At 70.0% G+C, this 25,070-nt stretch carries 27 protein-coding genes, 1 tRNA gene and 2 pseudogenes; 19 read left to right on the forward strand and 11 right to left on the reverse strand.

What is annotated here, in order from left to right:
- Nucleotides 1-9 precede the first annotated feature (9 nt).
- Nucleotides 10-1,314: an MFS transporter gene (locus tag ABT023_RS09590; protein ID WP_350883525.1), complete on the reverse strand. Its 1,305-nt coding sequence runs from the start codon at nucleotides 1,312-1,314 to the stop codon at nucleotides 10-12.
- A gap of 50 nt (nucleotides 1,315-1,364) precedes the next feature.
- On the opposite strand from ABT023_RS09590, the gene ABT023_RS09595 reads away from it, so the two are divergent.
- From ABT023_RS09595 to ABT023_RS09615, 5 genes are all read left to right on the forward strand, one after another.
- On the forward strand, nucleotides 1,365-2,048 hold the full coding sequence (locus tag ABT023_RS09595) for a FadR/GntR family transcriptional regulator (protein WP_350883526.1): 684 nt from the start codon (nucleotides 1,365-1,367) through the stop codon (nucleotides 2,046-2,048).
- Between the two features lie 39 nt (nucleotides 2,049-2,087).
- The gene (gene mscL, locus ABT023_RS09600; protein WP_350883528.1) at nucleotides 2,088-2,561 is read left to right on the forward strand and encodes a large conductance mechanosensitive channel protein MscL; all 474 of its coding nucleotides are present in this window, start codon (nucleotides 2,088-2,090) and stop codon (nucleotides 2,559-2,561) included.
- A 108-nt stretch (nucleotides 2,562-2,669) separates the two neighbouring features.
- Nucleotides 2,670-2,930, forward strand: a complete 261-nt coding sequence (locus ABT023_RS09605) for a hypothetical protein (RefSeq protein WP_350883530.1) — start codon at nucleotides 2,670-2,672, stop codon at nucleotides 2,928-2,930.
- Between the two features lie 45 nt (nucleotides 2,931-2,975).
- The gene (locus tag ABT023_RS09610; protein WP_350883532.1) at nucleotides 2,976-3,350 is read left to right on the forward strand and encodes a hypothetical protein; all 375 of its coding nucleotides are present in this window, start codon (nucleotides 2,976-2,978) and stop codon (nucleotides 3,348-3,350) included.
- A 21-nt stretch (nucleotides 3,351-3,371) separates the two neighbouring features.
- Nucleotides 3,372-3,644 (forward strand): hypothetical protein, encoded by a 273-nt coding sequence (locus ABT023_RS09615; protein WP_350883534.1) that lies wholly within the window; start codon nucleotides 3,372-3,374, stop codon nucleotides 3,642-3,644.
- A gap of 30 nt (nucleotides 3,645-3,674) precedes the next feature.
- Here ABT023_RS09615 and ABT023_RS09620 read toward each other — a convergent pair whose 3' ends face one another.
- Complete coding sequence (locus ABT023_RS09620; protein ID WP_350883536.1) at nucleotides 3,675-4,922, reverse strand: benzoate/H(+) symporter BenE family transporter; 1,248 nt, start codon at nucleotides 4,920-4,922, stop codon at nucleotides 3,675-3,677.
- A 55-nt stretch (nucleotides 4,923-4,977) separates the two neighbouring features.
- Here ABT023_RS09620 and ABT023_RS09625 point away from each other — a divergent pair, with 55 nt between their 5' ends.
- A complete protein-coding gene (locus ABT023_RS09625; RefSeq protein ID WP_502890627.1) occupies nucleotides 4,978-5,538 on the forward strand; it encodes a helix-turn-helix domain-containing protein in 561 nt (186 codons plus the stop codon).
- A gap of 36 nt (nucleotides 5,539-5,574) precedes the next feature.
- Here the strand turns inward: ABT023_RS09625 and ABT023_RS09630 are convergent, their stop codons facing one another.
- Nucleotides 5,575-6,651 (reverse strand): response regulator transcription factor, encoded by a 1,077-nt coding sequence (locus tag ABT023_RS09630; RefSeq protein ID WP_350883538.1) that lies wholly within the window; start codon nucleotides 6,649-6,651, stop codon nucleotides 5,575-5,577.
- Between the two features lie 63 nt (nucleotides 6,652-6,714).
- Between ABT023_RS09630 and ABT023_RS09635 the strand changes: the two genes are divergently transcribed.
- From ABT023_RS09635 to ABT023_RS09645, 3 genes are read left to right on the forward strand one after another with little or no spacing between them, the layout of a single operon-like run.
- Nucleotides 6,715-7,434: a PP2C family protein-serine/threonine phosphatase gene (locus ABT023_RS09635; protein ID WP_350883540.1), complete on the forward strand. Its 720-nt coding sequence runs from the start codon at nucleotides 6,715-6,717 to the stop codon at nucleotides 7,432-7,434.
- 56 nt (nucleotides 7,435-7,490) lie between these two features.
- Nucleotides 7,491-8,684, forward strand: coding sequence for a GNAT family N-acetyltransferase (locus tag ABT023_RS09640; RefSeq protein ID WP_350883542.1), 1,194 nt, complete (start codon nucleotides 7,491-7,493; stop codon nucleotides 8,682-8,684).
- Between the two features lie 39 nt (nucleotides 8,685-8,723).
- Nucleotides 8,724-9,470, forward strand: a complete 747-nt coding sequence (locus ABT023_RS09645; protein ID WP_350883544.1) for a ZIP family metal transporter — start codon at nucleotides 8,724-8,726, stop codon at nucleotides 9,468-9,470.
- Between the two features lie 39 nt (nucleotides 9,471-9,509).
- Here the strand turns inward: ABT023_RS09645 and ABT023_RS09650 are convergent, their stop codons facing one another.
- On the reverse strand, nucleotides 9,510-10,592 hold the full coding sequence (locus ABT023_RS09650; protein ID WP_350883546.1) for an NAD-dependent epimerase/dehydratase family protein: 1,083 nt from the start codon (nucleotides 10,590-10,592) through the stop codon (nucleotides 9,510-9,512).
- 247 nt (nucleotides 10,593-10,839) lie between these two features.
- Between ABT023_RS09650 and ABT023_RS09655 the strand changes: the two genes are divergently transcribed.
- Complete coding sequence (locus ABT023_RS09655) at nucleotides 10,840-10,986, forward strand: hypothetical protein (RefSeq protein ID WP_350883548.1); 147 nt, start codon at nucleotides 10,840-10,842, stop codon at nucleotides 10,984-10,986.
- 131 nt (nucleotides 10,987-11,117) lie between these two features.
- Here ABT023_RS09655 and ABT023_RS09660 read toward each other — a convergent pair whose 3' ends face one another.
- Nucleotides 11,118-11,405 (reverse strand): hypothetical protein, encoded by a 288-nt coding sequence (locus ABT023_RS09660; RefSeq protein WP_350883550.1) that lies wholly within the window; start codon nucleotides 11,403-11,405, stop codon nucleotides 11,118-11,120.
- 49 nt (nucleotides 11,406-11,454) lie between these two features.
- On the opposite strand from ABT023_RS09660, the gene ABT023_RS09665 reads away from it, so the two are divergent.
- Nucleotides 11,455-11,625, forward strand: a complete 171-nt coding sequence (locus tag ABT023_RS09665) for a hypothetical protein (protein WP_350883552.1) — start codon at nucleotides 11,455-11,457, stop codon at nucleotides 11,623-11,625.
- Nucleotides 11,626-11,660: 35 nt separating this feature from the next.
- On the opposite strand, the gene ABT023_RS09670 is transcribed toward ABT023_RS09665, so the two are convergent.
- The 4 genes from ABT023_RS09670 to ABT023_RS09685 form a co-directional block, all read right to left on the reverse strand.
- Complete coding sequence (locus tag ABT023_RS09670) at nucleotides 11,661-11,813, reverse strand: hypothetical protein (protein ID WP_350883554.1); 153 nt, start codon at nucleotides 11,811-11,813, stop codon at nucleotides 11,661-11,663.
- Between the two features lie 336 nt (nucleotides 11,814-12,149).
- Complete coding sequence (locus ABT023_RS09675; RefSeq protein ID WP_350883556.1) at nucleotides 12,150-12,515, reverse strand: hypothetical protein; 366 nt, start codon at nucleotides 12,513-12,515, stop codon at nucleotides 12,150-12,152.
- A gap of 35 nt (nucleotides 12,516-12,550) precedes the next feature.
- On the reverse strand, nucleotides 12,551-13,516 hold the full coding sequence (locus ABT023_RS09680) for a class I SAM-dependent methyltransferase (protein WP_350883558.1): 966 nt from the start codon (nucleotides 13,514-13,516) through the stop codon (nucleotides 12,551-12,553).
- Nucleotides 13,516-13,809 (reverse strand): hypothetical protein, encoded by a 294-nt coding sequence (locus ABT023_RS09685; RefSeq protein ID WP_350883560.1) that lies wholly within the window; start codon nucleotides 13,807-13,809, stop codon nucleotides 13,516-13,518. Before ABT023_RS09685 ends, ABT023_RS09680 begins: the two co-directional genes overlap by 1 nt.
- A 56-nt stretch (nucleotides 13,810-13,865) precedes the next feature.
- Between ABT023_RS09685 and ABT023_RS09690 the strand changes: the two genes are divergently transcribed.
- The 4 genes from ABT023_RS09690 (at nucleotide 13,866) to ABT023_RS09705 (ending at nucleotide 15,332) form a co-directional block, all read left to right on the forward strand.
- On the forward strand, nucleotides 13,866-14,510 hold the full coding sequence (locus ABT023_RS09690) for a TetR/AcrR family transcriptional regulator (RefSeq protein WP_350883562.1): 645 nt from the start codon (nucleotides 13,866-13,868) through the stop codon (nucleotides 14,508-14,510).
- 115 nt (nucleotides 14,511-14,625) lie between these two features.
- Nucleotides 14,626-14,697 (forward strand) — tRNA-Lys (locus ABT023_RS09695).
- A gap of 34 nt (nucleotides 14,698-14,731) precedes the next feature.
- Nucleotides 14,732-15,148, forward strand: a complete 417-nt coding sequence (locus ABT023_RS09700) for a Scr1 family TA system antitoxin-like transcriptional regulator (protein WP_350883564.1) — start codon at nucleotides 14,732-14,734, stop codon at nucleotides 15,146-15,148.
- Complete coding sequence (locus tag ABT023_RS09705; protein ID WP_350883566.1) at nucleotides 15,141-15,332, forward strand: DUF397 domain-containing protein; 192 nt, start codon at nucleotides 15,141-15,143, stop codon at nucleotides 15,330-15,332. The genes ABT023_RS09700 and ABT023_RS09705 overlap by 8 nt, the downstream gene beginning before the upstream one ends.
- Before the next feature lie 31 nt (nucleotides 15,333-15,363).
- On the opposite strand, the gene ABT023_RS09710 is transcribed toward ABT023_RS09705, so the two are convergent.
- The gene (locus tag ABT023_RS09710) at nucleotides 15,364-15,567 is read right to left on the reverse strand and encodes a ParA family protein (protein ID WP_350883568.1); all 204 of its coding nucleotides are present in this window, start codon (nucleotides 15,565-15,567) and stop codon (nucleotides 15,364-15,366) included.
- 440 nt (nucleotides 15,568-16,007) lie between these two features.
- On the opposite strand from ABT023_RS09710, the pseudogene ABT023_RS09715 reads away from it, so the two are divergent.
- Nucleotides 16,008-16,598, forward strand: a pseudogene (locus tag ABT023_RS09715) (IS630 family transposase); the annotation flags it as partial.
- A 211-nt stretch (nucleotides 16,599-16,809) separates the two neighbouring features.
- On the opposite strand, the gene ABT023_RS09720 reads toward ABT023_RS09715, so the two are convergent.
- Nucleotides 16,810-18,672, reverse strand: coding sequence for a hypothetical protein (locus ABT023_RS09720; protein ID WP_350883570.1), 1,863 nt, complete (start codon nucleotides 18,670-18,672; stop codon nucleotides 16,810-16,812).
- Nucleotides 18,673-19,413: 741 nt separating this feature from the next.
- Between ABT023_RS09720 and ABT023_RS29080 the strand changes: the two are divergent.
- The 3 genes and pseudogenes from ABT023_RS29080 to ABT023_RS09735 form a co-directional block, all read left to right on the forward strand.
- Nucleotides 19,414-19,680, forward strand: a pseudogene (locus tag ABT023_RS29080) (transposase); the annotation flags it as partial.
- A gap of 63 nt (nucleotides 19,681-19,743) precedes the next feature.
- Nucleotides 19,744-20,232, forward strand: coding sequence for a transposase (locus tag ABT023_RS09730; protein ID WP_350883684.1), 489 nt, complete (start codon nucleotides 19,744-19,746; stop codon nucleotides 20,230-20,232).
- Between the two features lie 797 nt (nucleotides 20,233-21,029).
- The gene (locus ABT023_RS09735; RefSeq protein ID WP_350883572.1) at nucleotides 21,030-24,491 is read left to right on the forward strand and encodes a hypothetical protein; all 3,462 of its coding nucleotides are present in this window, start codon (nucleotides 21,030-21,032) and stop codon (nucleotides 24,489-24,491) included.
- Nucleotides 24,492-25,070 lie beyond the last annotated feature (579 nt).

Genomic DNA, 25,070 nt, shown 5'->3' on the forward strand with positions numbered 1-25,070 from the left:
CCCGTCCCCTCAGCGCTCGTCCTCGATGAACCGGGGACGAGCGATCGCCAGGCCCGCGACGGTCTGCACGGCCAGGGCGGCGAGCAGGAAGCCGATCGGCGCGGTCCACCCGCCGGTCGCCTCGTAGAGGATGCCGACCAGCAGCGGGCCGAGCGCGGCGATCACGTACCCGGTGCTCTGCGCGAAGGCGGACAGCGCCACCGTCCCCTCGGCCGTGCGGGCGCGCAGCCCGATGGTGGTCAGGATCAGCGGGAACGCGCCCTGGCCGAGGGCGAGCAGGGCCACCCAGAGCAGCGCGGCATCGTGCGGCGCGAGCGCCAGCCCCAGGTAGGCCGCCGTGGAGAACACGGTCAGCCCGAGCACCAGCGGGCGCAGCGTCCGCAGCCGGCCGGCCAGCGCCGGCATCAGCAGCGCGACCGGCACGCCGAGCGCGGTCACCCCGGCCAGCAGCAGCCCGGCCGTCTCCGGCGCGAAGTCGGCGTCCCGGAAGAGCTGGGCCAGCCAGCCCATGATCGCGTACCCGCTCAGCGACTGCGCCCCGAAGTAGATTGCCATCGCCCAGCCGAGCCGGGTCCGCGCGGGCCGGACCCGGGCCGGCGCGGCGGCGGCCACTGTCGGGGTCCCGGCCCGGCGCGCGGCGCGGGCCCGCAGCGCCAGGGGCACCCACGGGAGTACGGCCACCGCGGCCAGCGCGGCCCAGACACCGAGCCCGGCCCGCCAGGAGCCGAAGGCGTGCGCGACCGGCACGGCCGACGCGGCGGCCACCGTCGTGCCCACCGTCAGCGTCATCGTGTACGCCCCGGTGACCAGCCCGGTGCGGTGCGGGAAGTGCTGCTTGACCAGCATCGGCAGCAGGATGTTCGCCACCGCGATGCCAGCCAGCGCGAGCGCGCTGGTGGCCACGAAGACCAGCGCCGAGTCGGTGACCACCCGCAGCACCTGCCCGACGGCCAGGGACACCATGGCGACCACCAGCACCCGGGCCGGGGCGAACCGGCGGACCAACCACGGGGTCAGCGCGCCGAGCCCGGCGAACGCGATCGTCGGCAGGGTGGTGACGAACCCGGCCATCGCCCCGGAGAGCCCGAGGCCGGTGCGGACCTCGCCGAGCAGGGCGCCGAGGCTGGTCACGGCGGCACGCAGGTTGAGCGCGACCAGCAGCATGCCGACCAGTACCAGCAGCCCGCCGGTGGCCGGCCGCCCCGTGGGGACCGGGGCGGGTGCGACGCCGATGGCCGGGGGCACGGCGACGGTCGGGCTGGGCCGGTCGGGCACGGTGACGGGGTCCTCGGTGGCGGTCGGTGGCGGGGTCATGGCCTTCAACCTACAATCATGGGATGAATTGCGGACGGGTGATGTAACCAGTGACACCGCCGGTGAATTCCGTGCCCGTGCCGCCCCGGGGTCACCGGGTCCGGCAGACGATCGAGCAGCTCCGGTCCCGCATCCTCGGCGGAGAGTGGCCGGTGGGCGGGCGCATCCCGACCGAACCACAGCTCGTCGCCGCGCTCGGGGTGGGGCGCAACACAGTCCGCGAGGCGGTCCGCGCCCTGGTGCACGGCGGGGTGCTGGAGTGCCGTCAGGGCTCCGGCACGTACGTGGTGTCGACCGACGAGCTGGCCCCGGTGGTGGCCCGCCGGCTCACCGACGACCGAATGGCCGAGGTGGTCGAGGTGCGCCGCGCCTTCGAGGTGGAGGCCGCCCGGCTCGCCGCGCTGCGGCGTACCCCGGAGGACCTGGCCGCCCTCGACGACGCGCTCGCCGCCCGGGAGGCCGCCTGGCGCGGGGGCCGGGTCGGCGAGTTCGTCGAGGCTGACGCGGCGCTGCACACGGCGGTGGTGGCCGCCGCGCACAACGCCATGCTCGCCGAGCTGTACGCCTCGGTCGGCGCGGCGCTGCGCAGCACGATCACCCAGGCGATGGGCGACGCGCTGGAACCCGAGCGGTACGTGGACCACGCCCGGCTGGTCGCCGCGATCCGCGATGGCGACCCGGGTTCGGCGGCCCGCGAGGCCGGTGCTTTTCTGGAGCCCTCCCCGGGGGAATAGGTTGCCCCGGACGGTAAACCGGACACCACGGGAGTACGGATGCTCAAGGGCTTCAAAGACTTCATCATGCGCGGAAACGTCGTCGACCTCGCGGTCGGCATCGTCATCGGCGCCGCGTTCACGGGCGTGGTCACCCAGCTCACCAAGTCGTTCCTGGAACCACTGGTCAGGGTCCTGATCGTGCTGATCACCGGCAACCCGAAGGGACTTGAGGGATCGATCCCCAAGTTCCGGGACATTCCGTTCGACTGGGTGGCGTTCGTCAACGCGGCGATCACCTTCGTGCTCACCGCGGCGGCGCTGTACTTCCTGGTCGTCTATCCGATGAACAGGCTCGCCGAGCGGCGCAAGCGCGGCGAGGAGCCTCCGCCGTCGGCCCCCAGCGAGGAGGTCAAGCTGCTCACCGAGATCCGGGACGCGCTGGTCGCCGCCGGCCACGCCACCCCGGGCCAGCAGCGGGGCGCCCTGGACGACGTGCTCGGCCGCCGCCCGGAGCCCCCGGCCCCGCGCTGAGCCCTCGGGACGCCGGCCCCGCGCCGGCCCACCCGGCAGCACACCGGCCCCCACGGGAATCCCGTGGGGGCCGACCCGAGTAGTACACATGTTCGATAGAGTCCCGCCATGGAGCAGCGGAAGCACTGGTGGAACGGCAAGTGGGGGCGGCTGGCGCGGCGGGACGTCTTCCTCCGGGTGAACGGCGACCGGTGGCACGTCGAGCAGCGGGCCGGCGGCGCCGAGGGCGCCTCCCAGTTCTACGAGTACCCGAGCGTCGAGGAAGCGGAGGAGACCGTCCGCGCGCTGCTCGCCGGGGCCGACGGCTGGCGCGAGCTGTCCCCCCGCCCGCCGGACGCGTGGCAGCCGACACCCGACGCACGCCCCTGACCGGGGCGGCGTTTAGCCGGCGGCCGGCCCGGGAACCGCGCCAGGATGGAGCAGCAGGGCACCGATCAGCAGGCGACCATCTCCCGCGTCACCACCGGGATGCCGGTGGTCGACGTGACCGGGGCGGAGGTCGGCACCGTGGACCTCGTCCAGCGGGGCGACCCGAACGCGGTGACCGTGCAGGCGCCGGCCGCGGACCCCGGCGGCAGCCTGGACGAGTTGATCGAGTCGGCGGCGGTCGAGGAGCCGGACGTGCCTGCCGACCTGGCCGCCCGCCTGCTGCGCACCGGCTACCTGAAGGTCTCCACCGACCTCGCCCCGACCGGCGCCGTCTACGTGCTGGCCGACCAGATCGCCGGCGTCGCCGACGGCCGGGTACGCCTCGACGTCCCCGCCACGAGCCTCCCCCCGGAGGAATAGGCCAGCCCCTATGGTGGACCGATGTACATCCTGATCGGGGAGCAGCAGGCCGAGGCGGTCGACGCGGACGAGCAACGGGCCCGGTTCGCGCACATGGCGGACGTGGTGCGGCGCAGCCCCGGGTTCGTGCGCGGCTGGTGGGGGCTGGACGACGCCGACCGGGAGGCCGCCCACGTGCTGATCGCCCTCGACACCCTCGACCACGCCCGCGCGCTGCGCCGCATGGTCGAGGAGAACGTGTCAGGAGTCCGGCTACGGATCATGGAGGTCGGCGTGTCCGCCGAGGCGGACTGATCCCCACCGTCTCTCCGACGTGAGGTCGGCCTACTCGGGCGCCCGGACGGCCGGGGCCGGGACAGCCCGGGCCGGGGCGTCCGGGGTCAGGGTCGGGGCGTCCGGGGCCGGGGTCGGGGCGTCCGGGGCCGGGCGGCGGCGGAAGAGGAGCAGCATCAGCCAGCCGGCGAGCAGCCCCCAGAACGCGCCGCCGACGCCGAGCAGGCTCACCCCGGAGGCGGTCACCACGAAGGTCACCACTGCGGCCTCCCGCGCCTGCGGGTCCGCGACCGCCGCCGACACCGCGCCGGCCAGCGCGGCGAGCAGCGCGAGCCCGGCCACCGCCTCGATCAGCACCGGCGGGGAGAGCAGCACCAGAGCGGTGGCGACGCCCGCGCCGAGGCCCAGCAGGGCCATCCCCACCCCGGCGGTGACCGAGGCGACCCAGCGACGCTCCGGGTCCGGATGGGCGTCCGGTCCGGCGGCCAGCGCGGCGGTGATCGCGGCCAGGTTGACCGCGTGCCCGCCGACCGGGGCGCCGAGGGCGCTGGCCAAACCGGTGACGCGCAGCGCGGCGCCGAGCGGCGGCCGGTACCCGTAGCCGCGCAGCACCGCCATCCCGGGAACGTTCTGCGCGGCCATGGTGACCAGGAAGAGCGGGAGCGCCAGCCCGACCACCGCAGGGACCGTCCACTCGGGCGCGGTGAGGGTGAACACCGGCTTCAGGCCGTGCGCGCCGGTCCCGCCCGGCGTGGTCAGCGCGATGGCGACCGCGGCCACCACCAGCGCGGCGGGCACCGCCCAGCGGCGGGCGAACCGGTGCAGGACAAGCCAGGTGACGACCACCGGCGCGGCCAGCGCCGGCACCTCGACCAGGGCGCGGACCGGCGCGGTGCACAGCGGCAGGAGCACGCCGGCCAGCATCGCGCTGGCGATCGGGCCGGGGATGGCGGCCACCGCCCGGCCCAACGCCGGGAAGAGCCCGGCGGCGACGATCAGCACCCCGCACACGACGAACGCGCCGACCGCCGCCGGCCAGCCGCCGGGGACCGGACCGGTGGCCGCCAGCAGCGCCGCGCCCGGGGTGGACCAGGCGATCGCCATCGGCAGCCGGTGCCGCAGCCCCAGCCACACCGCGCAGACACCGGACGCGACGCTGACCGCGAGCAGCCCCGAGGCGGCCTGGCTCTCGTCGGCGCCGACGGCGCGCAGCCCGGCGAGTACGACGGTGAACGAGCTGGCGAAGCCCACGAGCGCGGTCACCAGCCCGGCGAGCACGGGTTGCAGCAGGCCGGCCACGTCTCCCCCTCCACTGTTCCGTTTACGGAACGGAAGCGTGTAGCACCATAGCGGGGTGGAACCGCCAGCACCAGCCCGGGGAAGGGGCGTCGACACCGGCGCCGAGACGGTGGGCCGCCGGGTGCGCGCCCTGCGCGAGGAGCGGGGGATGTCGCTGTCCACCCTGGCCCGGCTGGCCGGGGTCGGGAAGGCCACCCTCTCCGGCCTGGAGAACAACACCCGCAACCCCACGCTGGAGACGCTCTACGCGATCACCGCCCAGCTCGGGGTGCCGCTGACCGCCGTACTCGCCGGGCCGGCCGCGACGCCGACGGTCCGGGGCGCGGCGGTGAGCGCCACCCTGCTGGAGGTCTTCACCGACACGGACGCGACGTACGAGCTGTACCGGATGCGCGTCGCCCCCGGGCCCGGCCAGCTCTCGCCCGCGCACCAGCCGGGGGTCACCGAGCACGTCACGGTCTTCGCCGGGGTGCTCCGCGCCGGGCCGGTGGACGCCCCGCTGACCGCCGGCGTCGGCGGCCACCTGCGCTGGACCTCGGACGTGCCCCACAGCTACGCGGCGGTCGGCGACGAGGAGGTGTGGGCGAGCCTCCTGCTGCGCTACCCCCGCCACTGACCGTCCGCCGCTCCGGGCCCCTGCCCGGGGCCGGGGTCAGGCCTGCCGGGCCGGGAGTCGGTGCTGGACGGCCCAGAGCGCCGCCTCGGTGCGCGACGCCGACCCGGTCTTGCGCAGCAGATTGGACACGTGCACGGTCACCGTCCGCACCGAGATCCCCAGCGCCCGGGCGGCCTGCTTGTTGGACATCCCCGCGACCAGGCAGGCGAGCACCTCGACCTCCCGGCCGGTCAGCTCGGCATCGGGCGGGAGCAGGTCGGCCGGAGGCAGGGCAGCGGGCGGGTACGCCGCGTCGGGCGGGCCCGCGGCGCGCGGCGCGGGGGTGCCCGGATGCTCCGACAGCGGCCGGCGCAGCAGGGCGTCCGGTCCCTGGCCGGAGTGCGCGGCGAGCAACTCGGTCAGCACGTACGGATTGCCGCCGGTCCGCCGCCATACAGAGGTCGCCAGCCGGCGGGACGGGCGCGTCCCCTCGTACACCTGGTTCAGCACCTCGGCGACCTCGGCCGGGCCGAGCGGGCCGAGGTGCTGGCGGACGGCGCCGCGTACCCCGCAGAACCGGGCCAGGGCGCGGGCGGCGAGGTCCGGCGCGACGGCGTCCACCGCGGGCCGGCTCGCCACCAGCAGCAGCGCCGGCAGGTCGGGCGCGGTGGCCAGCTCGCCGACCAGGTTCAGGCTGGCCGGGTCGAGGGCGTGCAGGTCCTCCACCACCAGCAAGGCCGGGCCGGCGCCGACCAGCAGCCGGACCGTACGCACGGCCAGCCGCAGCAGCGTGCCCGGGGCGTACCGTTCGCGGGGCGCGGTGGGCTGCTGGGCGAGCCAGGCGAGCGCGTCGGGCGGCAGGTCGAGGCCGCTCGTGTCCCGCCCGCTGAGCACGGCGGCGAGCCAGTCGTACGGGGCCGGGCTGTGCACCCGCGCGGCCCCGCTGAGCACCACCGCCGGGCGTGGCGCGAAGCCGTCCAGGGCCGCCGCCACCAGCAGGCTCTTGCCGACGCCCGCCGCGCCGGTGAGCACCGCGACCGCAGGGCCGGGCCGACCGCCGAGCGCCAGCGTGGACCACGCCCGGTCGAGCTCGGCAAGCTCGCCGGCACGCCCGACCATGGGGACCGGCATCATTCTTTTCACCCTACGCAGTAGTGCGTAGAGACGGCGGCAGGGTCTTCTTGGCAAGCTTGTCGCATGAAACTGATCCTCCGCTCGGCAATCCTCAACGACGTCGGCCTGGTCCGGACCAACAACGAGGACTCCGCCCTCGCCGGTGACCGTCTGGTCGCGGTCGCCGACGGCATGGGTGGCCTGCCGGCCGGCGAGGTGGCGAGCGAGATCGTCATCCGGATCCTCGACGAGCTGAACCCGCCGACCACCACCGAGGGTGCCACCGACGCGCTACGGTCCGTCGTGAGCACCGCCAACCGGCGCATCCGGGCCGCCATCTCCGTCGACCCGGCCCGCGAGGGCATGGGCACCACCCTCACGGCCGGCCTGCTCGCCGGGGACGTGCTGGTCCTCGCCCAGGTCGGGGACTCCCGCTGCTACCTGCTGCGGAACGACGAGATGACCCAGCTCACCCGGGACGACACCTTCGTCCAGACGCTGGTCGACCAGGGCGCGCTCTCCCCGGCCCAGGCCCGGCACCACCCGCAGCGCTCGCTGGTGACCCGGGCCGTGCAGGGCGCGGACGCGCCCCCGGCGGTCGGCGCGCTCACCGTCTTCGCCGGCGACCGGCTGCTGCTGTGCAGCGACGGCCTGTCGGACTACGTGGACGACGGGTCGATCGCCGCCGCCCTGGCCATGTACGGCGACCGTCGGCACTGCGGCGAGCAGCTCGTGAAGCTCGCCCACCAGGCCGGCGCCCCGGACAACGTCACCGTCGTCGTCTCCGACGTCACCGCGGCCTGACCGCTCACCCCCGCGAATGTGGTTGCGGCGGCCCGGCGGGCGGGTTGGGATGGGGGATGAATATCCGGCGGGTGACCAACACCGAGCGCTTCAGCACCTCCTTCCCGCTCCAGGCGTACGCCTTCGAGGCGTCACCGAAGCGGCCCGAGCGGGCCGAGGAGTTCGGCCGTTACCTGCCGTACGGCGAGGCCAACCGCACCCTCGTCGCCGAGGAGGGCGGCGAGACCCTCGCCGTGGTCTCCGCCATCCCGATGCGGCAGAACCTGCGCGGCGCGGTGCTGCCGATGGCCGGCGTCGCCGGGGTGGCCACCCATCCGCTGGCCCGCCGGCGCGGGCACGTCCGGGCCCTGCTGCACCGGCTGCTCGACGAGATGCGCGACGAGGGGCACCTGGTGAGCGCGTTGTACCCGTTCCGCGCCTCGTTCTACGAGCGGTTCGGCTACGTCGGGCTGCCCCGGGCCCGCACGGTCACCTTCACGCCGGCCGACCTGGCCCCGCTGCTGCGCGCCGACCTGCCCGGCGAGCTGAGCTGGGAACGGACCGGCACCGGGTACGCCACCCACCGCGCCTTCACCGAGCGCTGCCTGGCCGAGCGGCACGGCTTCGCGCTCTTCCCCGAGACCCGGGCGGTGTGGCTGCGCGACGACGACGACCGGTGGCTGGTCACCGCCCGCGTCGACGGCGCGACGGTCGGCGTGCTGACGTACCGGATCGACGACCACGGCGGAGAGCTGGCCGGCGACGACCTGCTGGTCGCCGACCCGTACGCCCGGGCGCTGATCCTTCAGTTCCTGGCCCGGCACGTCGACCAGGTCGGCCGGGTGCGGCTGCGGGTGGTTGCCGACGAGCTGCCCGAGCTGTGGCTCACCGACCTGGCCGTGCACGTGGAGGCCCGGGTCGCCCGGCCCGGGTCGGCGGCGCCGATGGCCCGGCTGCTCTCGCTGGACGCGCTGTCCGGCCTCCCCGCCGGGCCCGGCCGGGCCCGGATCGCGCTGACCGGGGACCGCTGGCTGGGCGGCAGCCACCTGCTCGACGGCACCACCGGCCGGCTGGAACTGGTGGCCGACGACGCCACCGGCACCGCGCCGACCGCGACGCTCACCGCGGCCGGGCTCTCCGCCCTGGCGTACGGGGTGCTGGACCCGGCGGAGGTGGACGTCCGCGGCCTCGGCCAAGTGCCGGCCGAGGCCGCCGTCGAACTGCGCCGCCTCTTCCCCCGCCGACTCCCCTACCTGTACTCGGACTTCTGACCCGTTTCCGCCGCCCGGCGTTCGGGTAGCGTTCCGCGAATGCCGGAGTGGTTGCAGGCGGGCGGCTGGGGTCTGCTGGCCGGGTCGGCCCTGCTGGTCGGGGCGGCGCTGGGCTGGTTCGTGCCGGTCCCGCGACGGGTCGTCGCGTCCGTCATGGCCTTCGGCGCGGGGGTGCTGCTCTCCGCGGTCTCCTTCGAACTGGTCGCCGAGGCGCACGAGCAGGGCGGGCTGCTGCCGACGGCGATCGGGGCGGCGGGCGGCGCGGTGGCGTACACCGGGGCGAACGTGCTGCTGGCCCGGCGCGGCGCGCGGCACCGCAAGCGCTCCGGCGACCAGCCCTCGGAGGGGCAGGAGCCCGGGTCCGGGTCGGCGATGGCGGTGGGGGCGCTGCTCGACGGCATCCCCGAGTCCGTGGTGATCGGCGCGAGCCTGCTCACCGGCGGCGCGGTCAGCGCGGTCACGGTGATCGCGGTGTTCCTCAGCAACGTGCCGGAGGGGCTGTCCAGCGCGGCGGGGATGCGTCGGGCCGGCCGCACCCGCCGGTACGTCTTCCTCCTGTGGACCGGGATCGCCCTGGTGAGCGGCCTCGCGGCGCTGGCCGGAAACACCCTGTTGGGCGGCGCGCCGCCGGAGGTGCTCGCCTCGATCACCGCGCTGGCGGCCGGCGCGATCCTCGCCATGATCACCGACACCATGGTCCCCGAGGCCTTCGAGGACGCCCACCTGCTGGTCGGCCTGATCACGGTGCTGGGCTTCCTGGTGGCCTTCGCCCTGTCCCACGCCTGAACCCCCGCACCAGGCCCCCCGGGTGCGCCCCGGCGGCGGTCAGTACGGGTTGCCGTGCCCGGCGGGGCGGGCCTTCAGCAGGCCGGCCGGGCGGCCCGGAAGATCCGGGTCGGCGGACATCGGCGGGCTGGCGGTGTGGCCGCCGTGGGCCATGCCGGCGAAGAGGTCGCGCAGGGCGGTCAGCCCGTCCACCCTCGGCTGCCAGCCCAGCTCGGCCTCGGCCCGCGCGCTGGACATCAGCGGCGCGTTCAGGCCCAGCTCCACCCAGCCGGCGTCGACCGGTTGCAGCCGGGCCAGCCAGGTCAACGCCGCCGCGCCGCGCAGCAGCGGGGCGGCCACCGGCACCGTCCAGCCGTGGAAGTGCCGGGCCACCAGCTCCGGTGTGAGCACCGGATCGGCCGCCAGGTTGAACGCGCCGCGCGCGTCGCCGAGCAGCGCCCGGGCGTACGCGTCGGCCACGTCGTCGGCGTGCACCGCCTGCATCCGTAGCCGACGGTGGCTGGGCACCAGCGGGATGCGGCCGTACCGGAGCAGGCGCACCGGGGCCAGCGGCCCGAGGAAGTAGCGGGTGATCTCCGTGCCGGCGTCCCGTTGGAAGATCAGCCCCGGCCGCATCCGCACCACCCGCAGCTCCGGATGCTCCCGCTCGACCCGGTCGAGCAGCGCCTCCACCTCCGCCTTGTCCCGGCTGTACGACGAGCCGGGCACCCCGGTCACCGGCCAGCGCTCGCTGATCGGGTGGTCCTTCGGTCCGGAGGCGTACGCGCCCACGGAGGAGGCGTACACGAGGGCGGGCACCTTCGCGCGGAGCACCCCGTCGACCACGGCCCGGCTGCCGCCGACGTTGGTCCGGTGCAGCGCCCGCTGGTCGTGGCTCGGCTGGATCTGCCAGGCCAGGTGCACCACCGCGTCCGCCCCGGCGAAGACCGCCGCCAGTTGGTCGGCCGCGCCCGCCGCCCCGATGTCGCAGGAGTGCCACTCCAGCCCGTCGTACGGCTCGCCGGCGTTCGGGCCGGGGAGCCGGCGGGCCACCCCGACCAGCTCCACGTTCCGCTCCCGGCGCAGCCGGCGCAACAGCGCGGTCCCGGCGTTCCCGCTCGCACCCACCACCACGATCCGCATGCCTGGCCCGGTACCCGTTGCGCCGGTCGTGAATCCCCCGGGCCTCCTGCTCGCTGCGACCGTCAGGGGCGGGGAGAGGTGCGGCCCAGCTCTGCCGCTGACGCCGGTCCCGGCTGCCGCCGCTGGCGCCAGGCAACGCGGGCAGACGTACCCCACCGAGTCGGCCTCGGTGAGCACGTCCGTGGAGGAGTAGTCGGACCGGACGTGCGGATAGCGGCGCGTCGACGGGCCCGTCGACGCTCAGGACGTGCGCGACCACCCAGGCGCCGAGCCGGCCGTAGGTGACGTCGATGGCGTCGTGCGGCCTGTCGTGGACGGCGACATCGACGGCGACCGCCGGGAGTTCGACGACCTCGATCCGGCCGCACCCGGCTGGTGCCCGGACTGCCGGTGACCGCAAGCGTCGACGCGGGCGGCGGACAGTACCTCGTCGCCCTGGCCATCGGCCGCCGCTGACCGGTGGCCCTGGTCGGCGGGCCACCGCCGGCCAGGGCCGCGAGCGGCTCGATCGTTATCAGCGGCAGGTCAGAAGGGGGGTGCGTCCTCGCCCATCAACGCCAGCACGACGCCTCCCTTCCCGCTCTTGAGGCTCTGGACCACGACCTTGCCGGTGCTGCCGTCGGGCAGCTCCAACGTGAAGGTCTTCCCGACCGCGTTCTTGGGGCCGTTGCCGGAGCTGTTGGCGGGTCGGAAGTCGCCTGCCCACGGTGGGGTCCCACCCTTGCGGGCGGGCTCGGCGAAGAGGGCGGCGGTGCCGGGGGTCCTGGTGCCGTCCGAGGAGAGGAGCACTGAGGCGCTGCGAAAAGTAGCCATATGCGCGAAGGATATCCCGGACTGCGCTCGTTCGCGCCACGCCGCCGCGGTGCTGCTCCCCGCCAGCCCGGCTCGTCCCTACCCGGCCTACGACTGGTCCTCGGCAACGACGGTGGCTCACTCGTTCCGGGCGGTCTCCGGGCCGGTGATCCGGCGCGGCAGCGGCAGCGTCGAGGCGATGATTCCCAGCGACGACGAGTACCACCTGCCGGCCACGTGACCTGCGCAGCGTCGGCCCGCCCGACGGAAACTGGGTCAGGCGTGCTGCTCCGGGTCGTGGCCCGCCGGCGGCTGGGTCTGCTCCACCGCGAACGGATGGCGCAGTCGCCGCATCGCCTCCTCGCTGCCGTCGAAGGTCACGCCCGGACCGTCGAGCCCGTCGGTGCTCGCCGGGGCGAAGAACAACACCGGTTGATCGTTACCATTCGATGCCATGCGGTAGTCCTGTCTTCGAAAGAGAGGCACGTCAGGTTTTCGGCATCTCGTGCCGACAACCTCGTGACAGACCCGGCGCTCGCCCTGGGCCCGATCAGTGTCTCGCTTACTGGCGAAAGCCCGGCGACACCGACACACCGCACCATACCCGGATTCACCGTCCGTCATGTGCCGCCGCCGTTGACCGCCCGCTCGCGCGCATGCCCCGCCCCCCTCACCACGCGCACATTCCCACCGGTCGGGGCAGGTCCCGACGACGTCCCAGGTCCGGCGACCGGACGCCGGTCGGGCGTCGCCGGCTCGTGGCGGCTACAAGCGTTCGAAGCTCTCCATACCGGCGAGTTCGAGCACCTCGGTCCGGGTCGCCGGGCATTCCTGCCGGGTCTGATCGTCGATCTGACGGCCGGTCGGCACGGCACCCTGCTTCTCGTACCAGGAATAGAGGTTCACGGTGAGGTTGGCCATCGCGCCCGTCTCGGACCCGATCCCTCGCAGCGTCGGCAACTGGCCGTCCAGGTAGGCACACAACTCGTTCGCCGACACCGGCGTCGAGCCACCGGCCGGAGCGGATCCGGCCGCGCCGGACGCGGCGTCGGCCGCGGCGGGGGTGCCCGGTGCTGCGGCCCCGGGGGGCTCGGGCGCGTCGCCGTCGGCACACGCCGTCAGGGCGAGCACGAGACAGAGGGTCGGCGCGACCATTCGGATCGTTCTCATCGGTTCTCGTCCTGACGTGGTTGTCGGTGGTGGGTGACCGGCGGTCGGGCCGCAGCGGATGGCTCGTCAGCGGACTGCGGAACGCGTGACCCACCGTCAACGCCGGCGGCGATCGCGGTGACGAGCCACAGGCCGGCGGGCAGTCGGTAGCCGACGCCAGGTTCACGAAACCGGTCGAGCAGCCGGATCGCCCCCGCCCGGGCCGAAGCCTGCCCAGCCGGCGGAGCCGCCCGGTACGCGGCACCGGCGGGGCCGATCTCGACAAGCCATTCCGCCACGGCATCGGCGTCGTCCGGAGCGTCCATCGCGACGTCACACGACGTGATCGTGACGGCGGTGAAGCCGGCGACGGTGAGGACCCGGGCGAGCCGCGCCGGGTCGGCGAAGGAGAACGGACCGGGCTCGTCGCCCACCGGTAGCGGTGGCAACGGCCCGAGGTGCGGCGCTGCGCCGAGCATCGCCGCGGACATCCACGGGTTGACGCTGCCGTCGCGGAAGACGGTCGCGGCGAGGCGCCCTCCCGGGCGCAGTGACCGCCGGATCGTGGTGCAGCCGGCGACCGGATCCGCCAACAGCATCAGGGCCGTTCGCGAGTACGCCGCGTCGAACGGTGCCCCCGGCACGACGTCGAGGGTCTCGATGTCGGCCGCGCGGAAGCGGATACCCGGGTACCGGTTCGTGGGGAACCGTAGCCGGGCGGCGGTCACCATCGCCTCGGCGATGTCGATGCCGACCGCCGCGCCGCTCTCGCCGACCGCAGCGGCGAGTTCGGCCGTGGTGCCACCACATCCGCAGCCCACATCAAGGATCCGTTCGGCGGGCCGCGGGGCCATTCGATCCATGGCGGGCGCACCCAGCGGTCGGCCGATCTCGTCCTGCCGATCGGCGTGGCGGATCCAGCCGGCTGCCGCTCCCGTCCAGAAAGCGGCGTTGCGGGACCGCAGGGTGGCGGCGTCGGCCATCAGAACGGCATCTCGGTGCCGTCGACGCTCATCGATCGAAAGCCGGCCGCCTTTGCGGGGTCGAAGCCGTCCTCCTGCGCCGCCAGGCCTGCGGCCCGGACCAGCCGTTCGGACTGGAACCGACGGAACGCGGCCTCGTCCTGCCAGATGTTGATGATCCGCCAGCCGTCCTCGGTCGGGCCGGCGACGTGGGCGACGAGTCCCGGCGGCCGGTCCGGCCCGAGGTGTCGCTCCACCTGCCGGTACTCCGCCTCGCTGACGCCGGGCATCTCCTGCAACACACCGAACGGCATGGCCACACCCTTTCAATAGAGTAAGAACCTATCCAATAGAGCACTACACTCGAACCGTGGTTGTCAAGAGACGCTATGACTCCTCCCGGCGGCAGGAGCAGTCCCGACAGACCCGGCGAGCCATCCTCGAAGCGGCCGGCCGGCTCTTCGTCGACCCCGGCTACGCGGCCACGCCGCTGACCGCCGTCGCCGCCGAAGCCGGCGTCGCGGTCCAGACGCTGTACGCGGTGTTCGGCAGCAAGCGCCAACTGCTCTCCCAGCTGGTTGACGTCACCCTGGCCGGCGACGACGAACCGGTGGCCCTGCCGGACCGGCCCTTCGTCGCCGAGATCCGCGCGCTCGCCGACCCCCGCGCCAAGCTCGCCCGCTACGCCCGCCACCTGGTCGAGGTCCACACCCGGCAGGCCCAGGTGATGCTCGCGCTGGCCGGAGCGGCCACGGCCGATCCGGACGCCGCCGAGATCTGGCGCAAGAACGTCGACGAGCGCCGCCGCGGCATGGCCATGTTCGCCGCGGAACTCGTCGGCACGGGAGCCCTCCGCCCTGACCTGGACGTCGAACAGGTGGCCGACATCCTCTGGCTGGCCCAGGACGTCCGCAACTTCGACTGGCTCGTCCGGCAACGCGGATGGCCGCTGGAGCAGTACCAGCGGTGGTATGTGGACACCGTCAGCGGCGCCACCATCGCCCAGCCCCGGTGAGGCCGGTGTGATGGCCTGCCGCATCGCGGTACCCGCCTTCGGCAACGGGCCCGACTCAGCAGGGGAAACACTCCCGGCCGTCCCCGGGTGCAGGGTTCCGGTAGCCTGGTGCAGCGGGCCGTTAGCTCAATGGCAGAGCTGAGGACTTTTAATCCTTAGGTTCTGGGTTCGAGTCCCAGGCGGCCCACCGACCGCACCATTGTGCGAACCGGTGGTTCATCGTGAGTGCCCCCGTCCGGGTCGGGCGGGGGCATCGTCGTGTCGGTGGGGATCTTGAACACGGGGACGATGCCCTGGTCGGTGAGTCGGACCTCGGCGATGAGGGTTTCGATGGCTGCCTTGCGTTCGGTGGGGGTGCCACTGGTCATGATCGTGGTGAGGTGGTCGCGGATCTGGGTGATGGTGCCGGGTGGTGGCGGTGTGGGTTGGGTGGCGAGGTCGGCGTCGAGTTCGGCGTGCCGGGTGTGGAGTTGCCGACCACCGTCTACAACGAAGGACTCTCCGGAGCCCTCTACATCGACCGCCTAGAAGAGGTACAAGCGTACGCCGAGGTGTGGAACACCCTTATGCATCAAGCCCTGGGTGTTGAGGAGTCCCGCAAACTCATGCAAGAAATCAAGGAGAAGGATCATGACTGACCTGACCGGCGCAACTTGGCGGAAGAGCAGCCGCAGCAGCTCCCAGGGCAACTGCGTGGAAGTCGCAGCCAACATCCCAGGACTCGTCGCCGTTCGAGATAGCAAAGACCAGCACGGGCCGGCGCTGGTCTTCACTCCTGCTCGATGGGCCGCTTTTCTCGGCTTCGCCAGGGCTCCAAGGTGACCGTTTCGCTACTACGCCAACAGCGGAGCAGTCAATCTCGGCAGCAACGCATGGTCGTGCTTTGACCCTTGGGCGCCAACGCGAGCAGCGCCCCGAGGTTGGCGACCAGACTCGTCTTGCCGACCCCGCCCTTGCCGTTGAACACCGCGAGGACCCGGCGTAGGTGCGCCCGCAGTGCCCGCGATCTCTCCTGGGCCGCGAGCAACTCGCCGTCGACGGCTGTCCGCCCGAACATGTGATGGCTCTCCTCGTTGCTGGTGCGGTCGCGACAAAGCCACGCCTACCACCCTCGTCAACCGCACGCCAGAGGGCGCACGCGCGTGATCTTACGCAGGTCCGCGCACCGGGGATGACCAGCAAGAAGGCACGCCAGCGAGCGAGAGGAAGCGCAAACTCACCCGCTCACGATCGAGCACGCGATAGCGCGCACTATAAAGATCACCATTATGCACATTACTTGATAAGCGATGTTGTCACAGGGATGCTTCCTGAGTCGACATAGCATGTTGTCGACAGAATAGGAGACACGATGGGGGATAGGATCGCGTCTGGTGACGCAACACCCAGTGTCAACGACATTGATACTGAGGTTGCGATAAGGTTGGTGAGCGACCTGGCTGACGAGCTTTTCCGGTCGATCAGTGCTGATGGGCGGGCCAGCCGCCTTGACGGCGGCCCGAGAACGCTGTCGTTGTCTGCGTTGACGAGAAGTCGCAGATCCAGGCCCTGGATCGGACCGTGCCGCTGCTGCCGATGCGGTTCGACCGGGCCGAGCGCCGCACACACGACTACCGCCGGCACGGCACCACCACCCTGTTCGCCGCGTTGGAGGTGGCGACCGGGAGGATCACCGCGGATGCCTGCTACGACCGGCACCGCAACAATGAGTTCCTGGCCTTCCTCAAACAGGTCGCCAAGGCCCACCCACGGGTGAAGCTGCACGTCGTGGCGGACAACTACGCGACCCACAACCACCCGAACGTCAAGGCGTGGCTGGCGAAGAACCCCCGCATCACCATGCATTTCACCCCGACCAGCGCCTCCTGGATGAACATGGTCGAGATCTTCTTCGGGATCATCACCCGTCACGCCATCCGACGCGGAACCTTCACCAGCGTGCCGAACCTGATCGGGGCCATCCGTGCGTTCATCGACGCATACAACGAACGCTGCCGACCCTTCCGCTGGACCAAGACCGCGGATCAGATCCTCGCCAAAGCCGACGGCAACCCCGCTGCCTACCCCGCCACCACGGACACGGCATGAGCCGACGGCGATACGTGGCACGCGGAGTCCCCGGCGGATACCGAATCTGGGACAACAAAGCCCGCCGATGGTGGGGCGACCTCTACCAACTCTGCCCCGACGACCTCCTCACCGAACTCAACGGCGAAGCTCACCCACACAAGATCACAGCACTACTCAAGAGGTATCGAGCACTGAAACGCTAACGTCCAAACACTTCGGACACGCGACACTAGTCGCGAGTCCGAAAAGTCGGATGGCCTGGATCCTGCTCTGGTCGCTCCCCGAGTATTGCAGCCACAGTCGGACCGCCGGTGATCACCTCATCGCCGCCGAATGTCAGCGGCTTGCCATTCAGCATCCACACGGGACGTGTAGAGAGTAGCTGTTCTTTGGTCAGAACATAGCGCGGCGCGCCCTCGCTTCGTTCGGCGCTTCGCCAAATCTCAGTGCAGTCCTCTGCAGAGTCCAAGGTAGCAACGAATGACCAAGGGGAACCAAGCCAGCTAGTCAGCTTTTCAAGCTTTCGCAGGTCTGAATCCTTGAGTCCAGCCGACGTCCGCTTGCACTCGCCTGGAATCAGCGAGCCATCTGCGAGAAGAAGCAACACATCGGCGTCGGCTTCCTCTCCGTCTTTTCGGATCAGAACACCTGGATATGCCCCGTAAACGGTGTTGGCCTCACGCGTGGAGCCAAGGATCTCTAGAAGAAACCGTGCTGCATACAGATGCGGTAGGCTGTCGTGCTCCACGAGACTAATCATCTGTTCCGACAATCGGTATCTGAACTCGATGCGGTCGGGCGGGTAAGGGCGTTGCACGCTCGCACCGCATCGTCGGCAGATGACCGGCGGAGCCACCTGCGCCAAGGGCATCCACGCCGACTTCCGGCACTCTGGGCAGAGCATGGAGATACCGCGATGCACAAGCCGTCGATCTTCCGCCCAGCGGATCCACTCCTTGGCGGCTCGCGCAGATCCAGCCATCGCCGCCTTAATATGGTGAAAGGTTATCTCGTTCAGTTCTTCATCGGCCTGGGCAACGATACTGAGATCTGAGATTCGCCTCTCCAACTCAGCTCCTCGTCCGCCTTCATCTTCCTTGAAGACTGCGCGAGCGATCTGCGTTGCACGATTCCTGAACCAGGACATGCCGCTTTTCTGTGATTTCTCGTAAAGCAATTCGATGATCTTTGTATCCAAGACTGGCAACATCTCATCCCATCCCCCGATCTGGTGGAGGAACTCAGCAGCTAGATGCCCTGGGATGCTCTGTGTAGCGGTCATCCCTAGGCCACGGACAGCCTCGGTCAGCACGGTCCAGCCGCTTGGCCATACCACATCGAGGAACTGCTTATCGGTGGTCCGCCTCGCATAGACCCCACCATGCGAGACACGGTCTGCAAAGAGTTCCCCTACGTTGAGCGACGGAACGATGGGAAGATTCCGGCCTCGGAGCACGAAGCGACTCTCAAACTGGCCCTTCCCGAACGTTGAGGTGAGGTCTGCGATCTCCGTTTTGTCTTGATAGGTCAGAGCGGGTAGGCGGGTGTAGCCCTTATCGAATACTGCGATCTCCGCGCTGTTCCGGGTTAACGGGTATCCCACACGCAGTACGGACGACATTGGAGTTGCGCGGCATCGTTCATCTGTTGCCTCCGCGATCTCACGTAGCTTCTCTTCGGAGACACTCACACTCACGAGTGCAACTGTGAGGCGCCGGAAGCCATGATTGTAGAAGTTGCCTGGACGCAACAGCCGCTTTATGTCTTCAGAGATGCTGGCCGTCAGTGGAAGTGCCGCTGGAACAGATCCGAGGTGACCGTAGGCCGCCCGAAGATTCCATAGAAGACAGAGGTCACTTGCGTCTTGAGGCGTGTATACAACGATCACGTTCTCGTTGAAATTGCGACTTTCAATGTTTGACATTGGAACCAAAGGCTCGCCACTGAAATTTCCGCCACGAGATGGCTGCTGAACACCCCAGCCAAGAGCCGCCAGATGCGTTGGGTTGGTAGTCGAAGACACACCCTGCGTCCGGGAGATTAAGTCGTCCGGCCCAGTATTTTCAGGAACGGCCGTGTCGATGTCATACACGTCCGCAAAAGTGGTACCAGGCACGAGGCTGCTGAGCTGCAGATCTTGTGGACTAGGACTGCTCGGCAATAGACCCAAGCAACCTACATATGCCAGGTGCCAGGGATTATCCTCAGAAACGATCGACGGATCAAAGCATGGAATACTTCTGTTCACCCCCTCGGGCCTCCTGGCGAGCATGGATATGACCAGTTCGCCAAGGTGTCTTTCGCCATCCCTAATATTCGCCAGCGGAACGGACGGTTCAAAACGTTCTACTACGTCACGAGTGAGGACGGCGTCCACCTGGCTGATGCTTAAGAACTTCTCCCAGTCTGCGGTTAATTGGCCAGACTGCTGGATGGGAATCAGGATGTCCGTCGTGCCGCCCCACCGCGAGCATGTCTGTCGAACGGCCGTGACGGCGTCCGAATAACTGCCACCATCGACCAGTCGCGCGAAGCGCGGAGGGCTGAAATAACGGTCGATAGCATGAGTGCCGCTAATGACCGACTTATCGAGGAGACTCGGGATGTATCGCGGGTGCATAACAGGGGACACACAGCCTCCATCGTCCGTTTCGTCGAGGTCACCCGCGAGCATGGCGGGAACAGCGCGGGGAGGTCAACAAAGCCGTGCATGAAGACCCGAACGCGGCGCCGTAGGCGGCCGGGCCGGCGGCTCCATAGGGGCCGGCTGCCGCGCCGGACCGGGCCATCGTTTTATATCTATTTTGGGTAGTTTGTTGGTGTGGCGTTGGGTATGGCTTCACAGCAGTTGGACCTGCTGGATCCGGTGAGCCGGTTCTGCGATGAGGCGTTACCAGCTAACTCGATCTTCGCGTTCCTGCACGGGCATCGGGAGACGCTGTTCCCGGACGGGTTGATCATCGACCTGTTCGCGGCGGTGGGTCGCCGGTCGGTGCCGCCGTCGGTGGTGGCCACCGTGATGGTGCTGCAACGCCTTGAGGGGCTGTCGGACCGGGAGGCGGTGGACCGGTTCACGTTCGACGCCCGCTGGCGTCACGCCGCCGGAGTCGGCGGCTGGGACGGCGCGGGCCGGGTGGGGTTCGCCCACACCGTGCTGGTCGACATGCGGGAACGCACGCAAGTACGCCCACGCCACCACCGCCGAGGCGTTGATCGGCCCGAACGCCAGCAGCCGACCCAGCGTCCTCACCCCGTTCCACTCCTCCTGCGGATCAGTGCCTGGATCATGCGACCCGGCCACAAACACACCGACGACGACCGCGCTGATCTCGCCGACGCCCGCCGCCGCTGTCCGGACCTCGACACCGTCGCCGGCCTCGCCCGCGGGCTCGCCGCGCTGGTCCGCCACCAGGGCACCGGGCAACACCTCGACGCCTGGATCGACCGCGCCCGCCACGCCGGATACCCCGAAATCCGCGGCTTCGCCGCCGGCCTGGCGAGCGACCGTGACGCCGTCGTCGCCGGCCTCACCCAGCCCTGGAGCTCAGGCCCCGTCGAAGGCCAGGTCAGCCGCATCAAGACGATCAATCGACAGATGTATGGCCGCGCGAACCTCGACCTCCTCCGCAAACGCGTCCTGACTACCCCGTGAGCCATCAACAAGATCAATCACAGAATGTGTGCCAGAGCCAGTTTTCAGGCGGAGCCGACAGCGAGGAGGCACCGATGACGGAGACAGCGGCAACGGAACTGAGTTGGGTCTTCCGCCCGCACCCGTCACGGCCGGCCGACATTTTGATCCTTGCGGGCGTGCCCATACACGCAGTCGACCCGGCCGACGCCGGCGGGAGCCGTTTGATCGTGTTGCAAGACGGCAGCCGTGTGCGAGCCGAAAGAGCTGAGATCGTCCCGAGTAGGCGCACCGACCTCACCCCGGCGGGATACACGTGGGCTGCCGACTTGGACTCCATCTGAAGCCGCCGGACGACGGTCCCCGACCGAGATCACCCGAAGGGTATGGCGCTGGCATCCAGCTGGCGCTCGTTGGTAAGGTCCGCGGCCGGGGCAGCAAGGTTGAAGATTCGTGACGGGGACGTGATGGCGGATCGCAGGCGAAATGGAGCGGCAGGCCGAGTGCCGTTCCGTCGGCGGGTGGGAGCCCGTAGCCGAGGCAGCCTTCTACGGTTGCTGACCGCAGCGGGGGCGAGCCCTGCTCTTCGTCACCGGTGGCCGTCGGTTGGGCATCTGTTGTCGCTCGCCCTGCACGGCTCGGACGGTGGGCGGCCAGTCGATGCGGCGGACCTGTCTGGACTTCTCGAGGAGTGCCTGGCCGACGACCCGCGTGTTGGGCAGTACGAGGACTTCCTTCCCGTAGATCCCCGGCTTGTTGTGCTTGGACGCGTTGGCCACGATGCGGTGCGTCTCTTTCCAGGCGCGGTGGAGCGCCCTGTGGCGGACGTCGCGCGGTGGGCCTTGATCGCCGAGGCCGTGGATCCGTATCTCGTTGGTGAACTCGGCTTCGGTGTCAGCCATTTCACCGAGATTGCTCTTCGCTACATCGATCATGCAGTGTCGATGCTGGCGCCAGCGTGGCCGACCGACCCTCGGGCGGGTGAAAACCTGTTGCCGTTGACCGCGGAGGAACTGGAGGCGGCGGGCAGGCTGCTCGACTCGGCAGTCCCGCAGGGGCTGCTGGTCTCGCCGGAATACCGGGCGGCGTTGGACTGGGCGACGGCGCCACCGGGCACCCTGAAGTTCGACGTCACCGATCCTGAGAGCTCGTTCGATCGCTTCTTGGCGGTGACCCTGCCCACCTCGGGAAGCCGTGATTACCGCTTCTGGCTGCCGTTAGCCTTTCTGCCAGAAGCCACCGCGAAGGGCGTCGTCACGCTCGCCGGCCGCGCAGCTGAGGACCCCGGCAGCGTCCGGCGATTCGCCCAGCTGGCTGCCGATCGCTTGCGCCGAGCGCTTTTCCGGTTCGCCGACGAAGTGATCGGAGCGCCTGACGGCGAGGACGGGCCGCAAGTCACTCCCAACGGCAACATCGTCCAGTGGGTCGCGATGATCGGAGACGGTCGAGCGTTGGCGGTCCAGCTCGTCACCCAGCTTGAGCCCGGACCGTCCAGCTTCAACGGGATGCCCGAGGCGGTTCGCGTGGCGCAAAACGCCCGCGAGCATCCCGGCCAGGCGGTGCGTGTCCGAGTGTCCGGCGGTCATCTCGACCTCGGGACAAACATCGAGGTCGTACCCCTGCTGGTCGTCGCCTCGTCGGGGCACGTGGCTCCGCCACATCAGCCGCCCGGCTTGCCGATCATGTCGCTGGATGACGTGATCTGGGCATCCACTACAGCAGACGAAAAGACAGACCTGTACCTGTTCTGCCGCGAACTCGCCAGCGGCCGGAAGTTGTTCGCGTTTGAATCGATCAACATCTGGGAGTGGTGGCGGGCCAACGGCAAGGTGCTGTTCGGTGGCGCTCAGGCCCCTGCCCTGATCTCGATCGAACCCCACTGGGGCCGCGCGGAGTGGCAACGCAGCGCGAACCGCGCCGAACTCGAACGGGCGCTTGCGGCGCTCGACATGTCGCCGATCCGGGACTGGGTCGACGTCGATGACCTTGCCGCGGGACCGCCCACGGTCTACGGGTGGTCGTCCTGGTGCGCCCGGCTCCGCGGCGAGGCGGCATACGATCCTGCGCTGGACGAGACCCTCATGCCGCCGCTCGTCGGCTGGCAGATCCACCTCAGCAGCGTCCCGGTGGCCATCCGCAGCGCCGACGAAACTTGGGCGCCCGACGACAGAGAACGGCTGTCCACCCTGGCCGGATCGATCGCCTATGGCATCGACCAAGTCGCCACGCCGTGGCAGTACGCCCATCAGGGCGTTGACGTCGCCGGATACGTCATCGGTCTTTCCGTAGCTCAGCCTAATTCCGTTTCCGGCGCATTGGTGCCTCACTCGATCCAGGTCGGGAGTGTGCAGGTTGAGGCCGGCCCGACCGGCAACATCGTCCGCGTAGTTTTGCTCGTCGACGGTGACCGGCTCGTCGAGGACGCGGTCGCGGACAAGGCCTCGGCCGGCCGTGCCATGGCCACCGCGTGCCAAGAGGTGATGGCGCGGGCGGGCGTTGCAGAAGGTCCCGCAACGACAGTTCGGACAGCCTGGGAAGCTGCCACCCCCACGTACGCGGCGGAGATCACGACCTCGCGAACGGCCCGGTCGACGTTGCCGCAGCCCTGGAAGCTCGACGACGCCCTCGTCGCCAGTGCTCACTTGGATGTCGCCAAGGCGGTTCAGCGCGCCGGGGTCGAGCCGGGAACCTACACCGGGGACGAGGCAAAACGACTGGACGGCGACCACTTGGGGCCGGCCGCGTTGGAGCAGCTGACCCGGCTCCTAAACCGGCATGCGTTGAGCGACATCGTCGCGACGGGAATGCGTCAACTCGACCGGGCAGTCGCCGCACGAGAACGAGCTCTCAGCGACATCCGCCGAGCCCGGACGATGCAGCTCGCGTGGGATCCCGATGAGCGTGCCGCCGAGGTCAAGGACGACCATCTGCGTCTCCGGCGCTGCAACGAGACGGCGATCGAAGCGGCTCTACGAGCTGAACCCACGGGATCCGAGCCCGTGGACCAAATCGCCTGGGTGCAGATCCTCGCCGCGGCCTGGTCATACCTCGAGGCGACCAGCCGCAGCGAAGCCATCCACCACCAGCTCAACCCGACCGCGCTAACCATCACGACCAGCTACGAAATCAAGACCACGCCTGACACCTCCGGCACGGCTGCCACCGATACCGCTGGCCAAGGCCGCGTCTACGCTCTGGATCTCGCCGCGTACCGCCGCGCTCGAATGCCCGATCGCCCTAACCTGCCCGACGCGGGCGAGCCTGACCCGACGGATACCCCGGATGCCGCCGCCGTAGCAGGACTAGTCCCAGAACAGCTGGACACGGCAATGCTGCAAGCCTATGGCGCGTCGGCGGCGGACATCGTGACCGCCCTCGCTGCCCTCGCCCTGTGGCCCGTTCCTGCGGACGGCGACCATCTCGTTCGTGTCGAACGCGACGCCGCAGTCGGGCTCCTTCTCGATACCACAGACCTCGGCGAAATCCCGGGTGGGCCGGACCGGGCGGAGGCGGTTCTCACCATCCTGACCAGCACTGCCTCAGGCCTTCAATCGGCTGACTGGCGGCCATGGCACGCGCGAAGCCGGCAACGTCGCCTTCTTACTCAGCCGCTCGTCGAGCTGCCAACCGGAATCATTCACATCGCTCCCCACTTCTGCTATGCCGCGATTTCCGTCTATCTGAACTACCTCCGGCAAGGCATGCTCCCGTGGAGCAAACCGGAGCCCCCACAGCTCGTCAAACGAGCACTGGATGACATCCGCGATGAACGGAACAAAGACCTCGAAAAAGAGGTCGACGAGCTCCTCTCCAATTCCGAACCTAGATACATCACCCGCTCGCGCGTTAAACCGACCGACCCGCAACGACTCGGCGTCCCATCGTTGTCCGGAGAGATCGACACACTCGCCGGGCGACCCGGCTCGCGCATCCTCTGGCTAGTGGAAGTAAAAGACCCGGCCGACGTCTTCGTGACACCCGAGATCCGCCGACACCTCGACACCTTCTTCGTCGGCAGCCGGAAGAAGCACGCCTACTTGACGCAGCTGCAACGGAAACTTGCTGACCTCGCGCCGCATACCGCCCAGGTCGCGGCCGCGCTCGGTCTGCCGCCGCTACCTGATGAGGCCGGCTACAAGGTGCGGCCACTGTTCGTCACTCGCCATCCCGTGCCTGCCGCATTCGTCGGCGAGCCGACGCCCTTTACTTCAATTGACAAACTTCTCGAGTTCATCACGGACCAGGAACTACGCATGTCGGCCCGGAGGCTGAGGCAATGAATGCTCACCCATCAGAGGAACCTCTAGGTCGCAGCCCTGCGCCATGATTGAAGAGTTCTTATGCCGTAACCTCAGCTCCACCAGCCAAAACACCGCCATTTGATCTAGCGACTCGCGGCTTTGGGGCGCCGCATAGAACAACGGCCTCCGCCGGGCGTATCGCAGACGTACAGTAGCCCGAGCAGAACGAGGCTGCCCCGGGCCTCCGTGGGGTGCGCCGATCAGCTCCGGTGGCCGAGAAGCCCTGCGCCGAGGTTGGGGGCGGTTTTGGGTCTGTTCGCACCGCTCGCTGGCGACGACAGGGAATGGTTTCTTGAATATCATCCGCGTCGGCATTTCTTGGCTGCCAGCACGGTCTTCTGCTGGTCCCTGGTCGCAGGCGGTGCTGCTGGTTGCCAAGGCCGGAGACTGGAGGCGGTGGTACGAGTAGGCGAATCCCGATCGCCGAGGTCGCCTACGAGGGTTGCCTTGCCATCGAGAGGGGTGCTGCTGGTTGCCAAGGCCGGAGACTGGAGGCGGTGGTACGAGTAGGCGAATCCCGATCGCCGAGGTCGCCTACGAGGGTTGCCTTGCCATCGA

The sequence above is a fragment of the Micromonospora sp. NPDC002296 genome (genome assembly GCF_040296145.1).
GTDB lineage: Bacteria > Actinomycetota > Actinomycetes > Mycobacteriales > Micromonosporaceae > Micromonospora.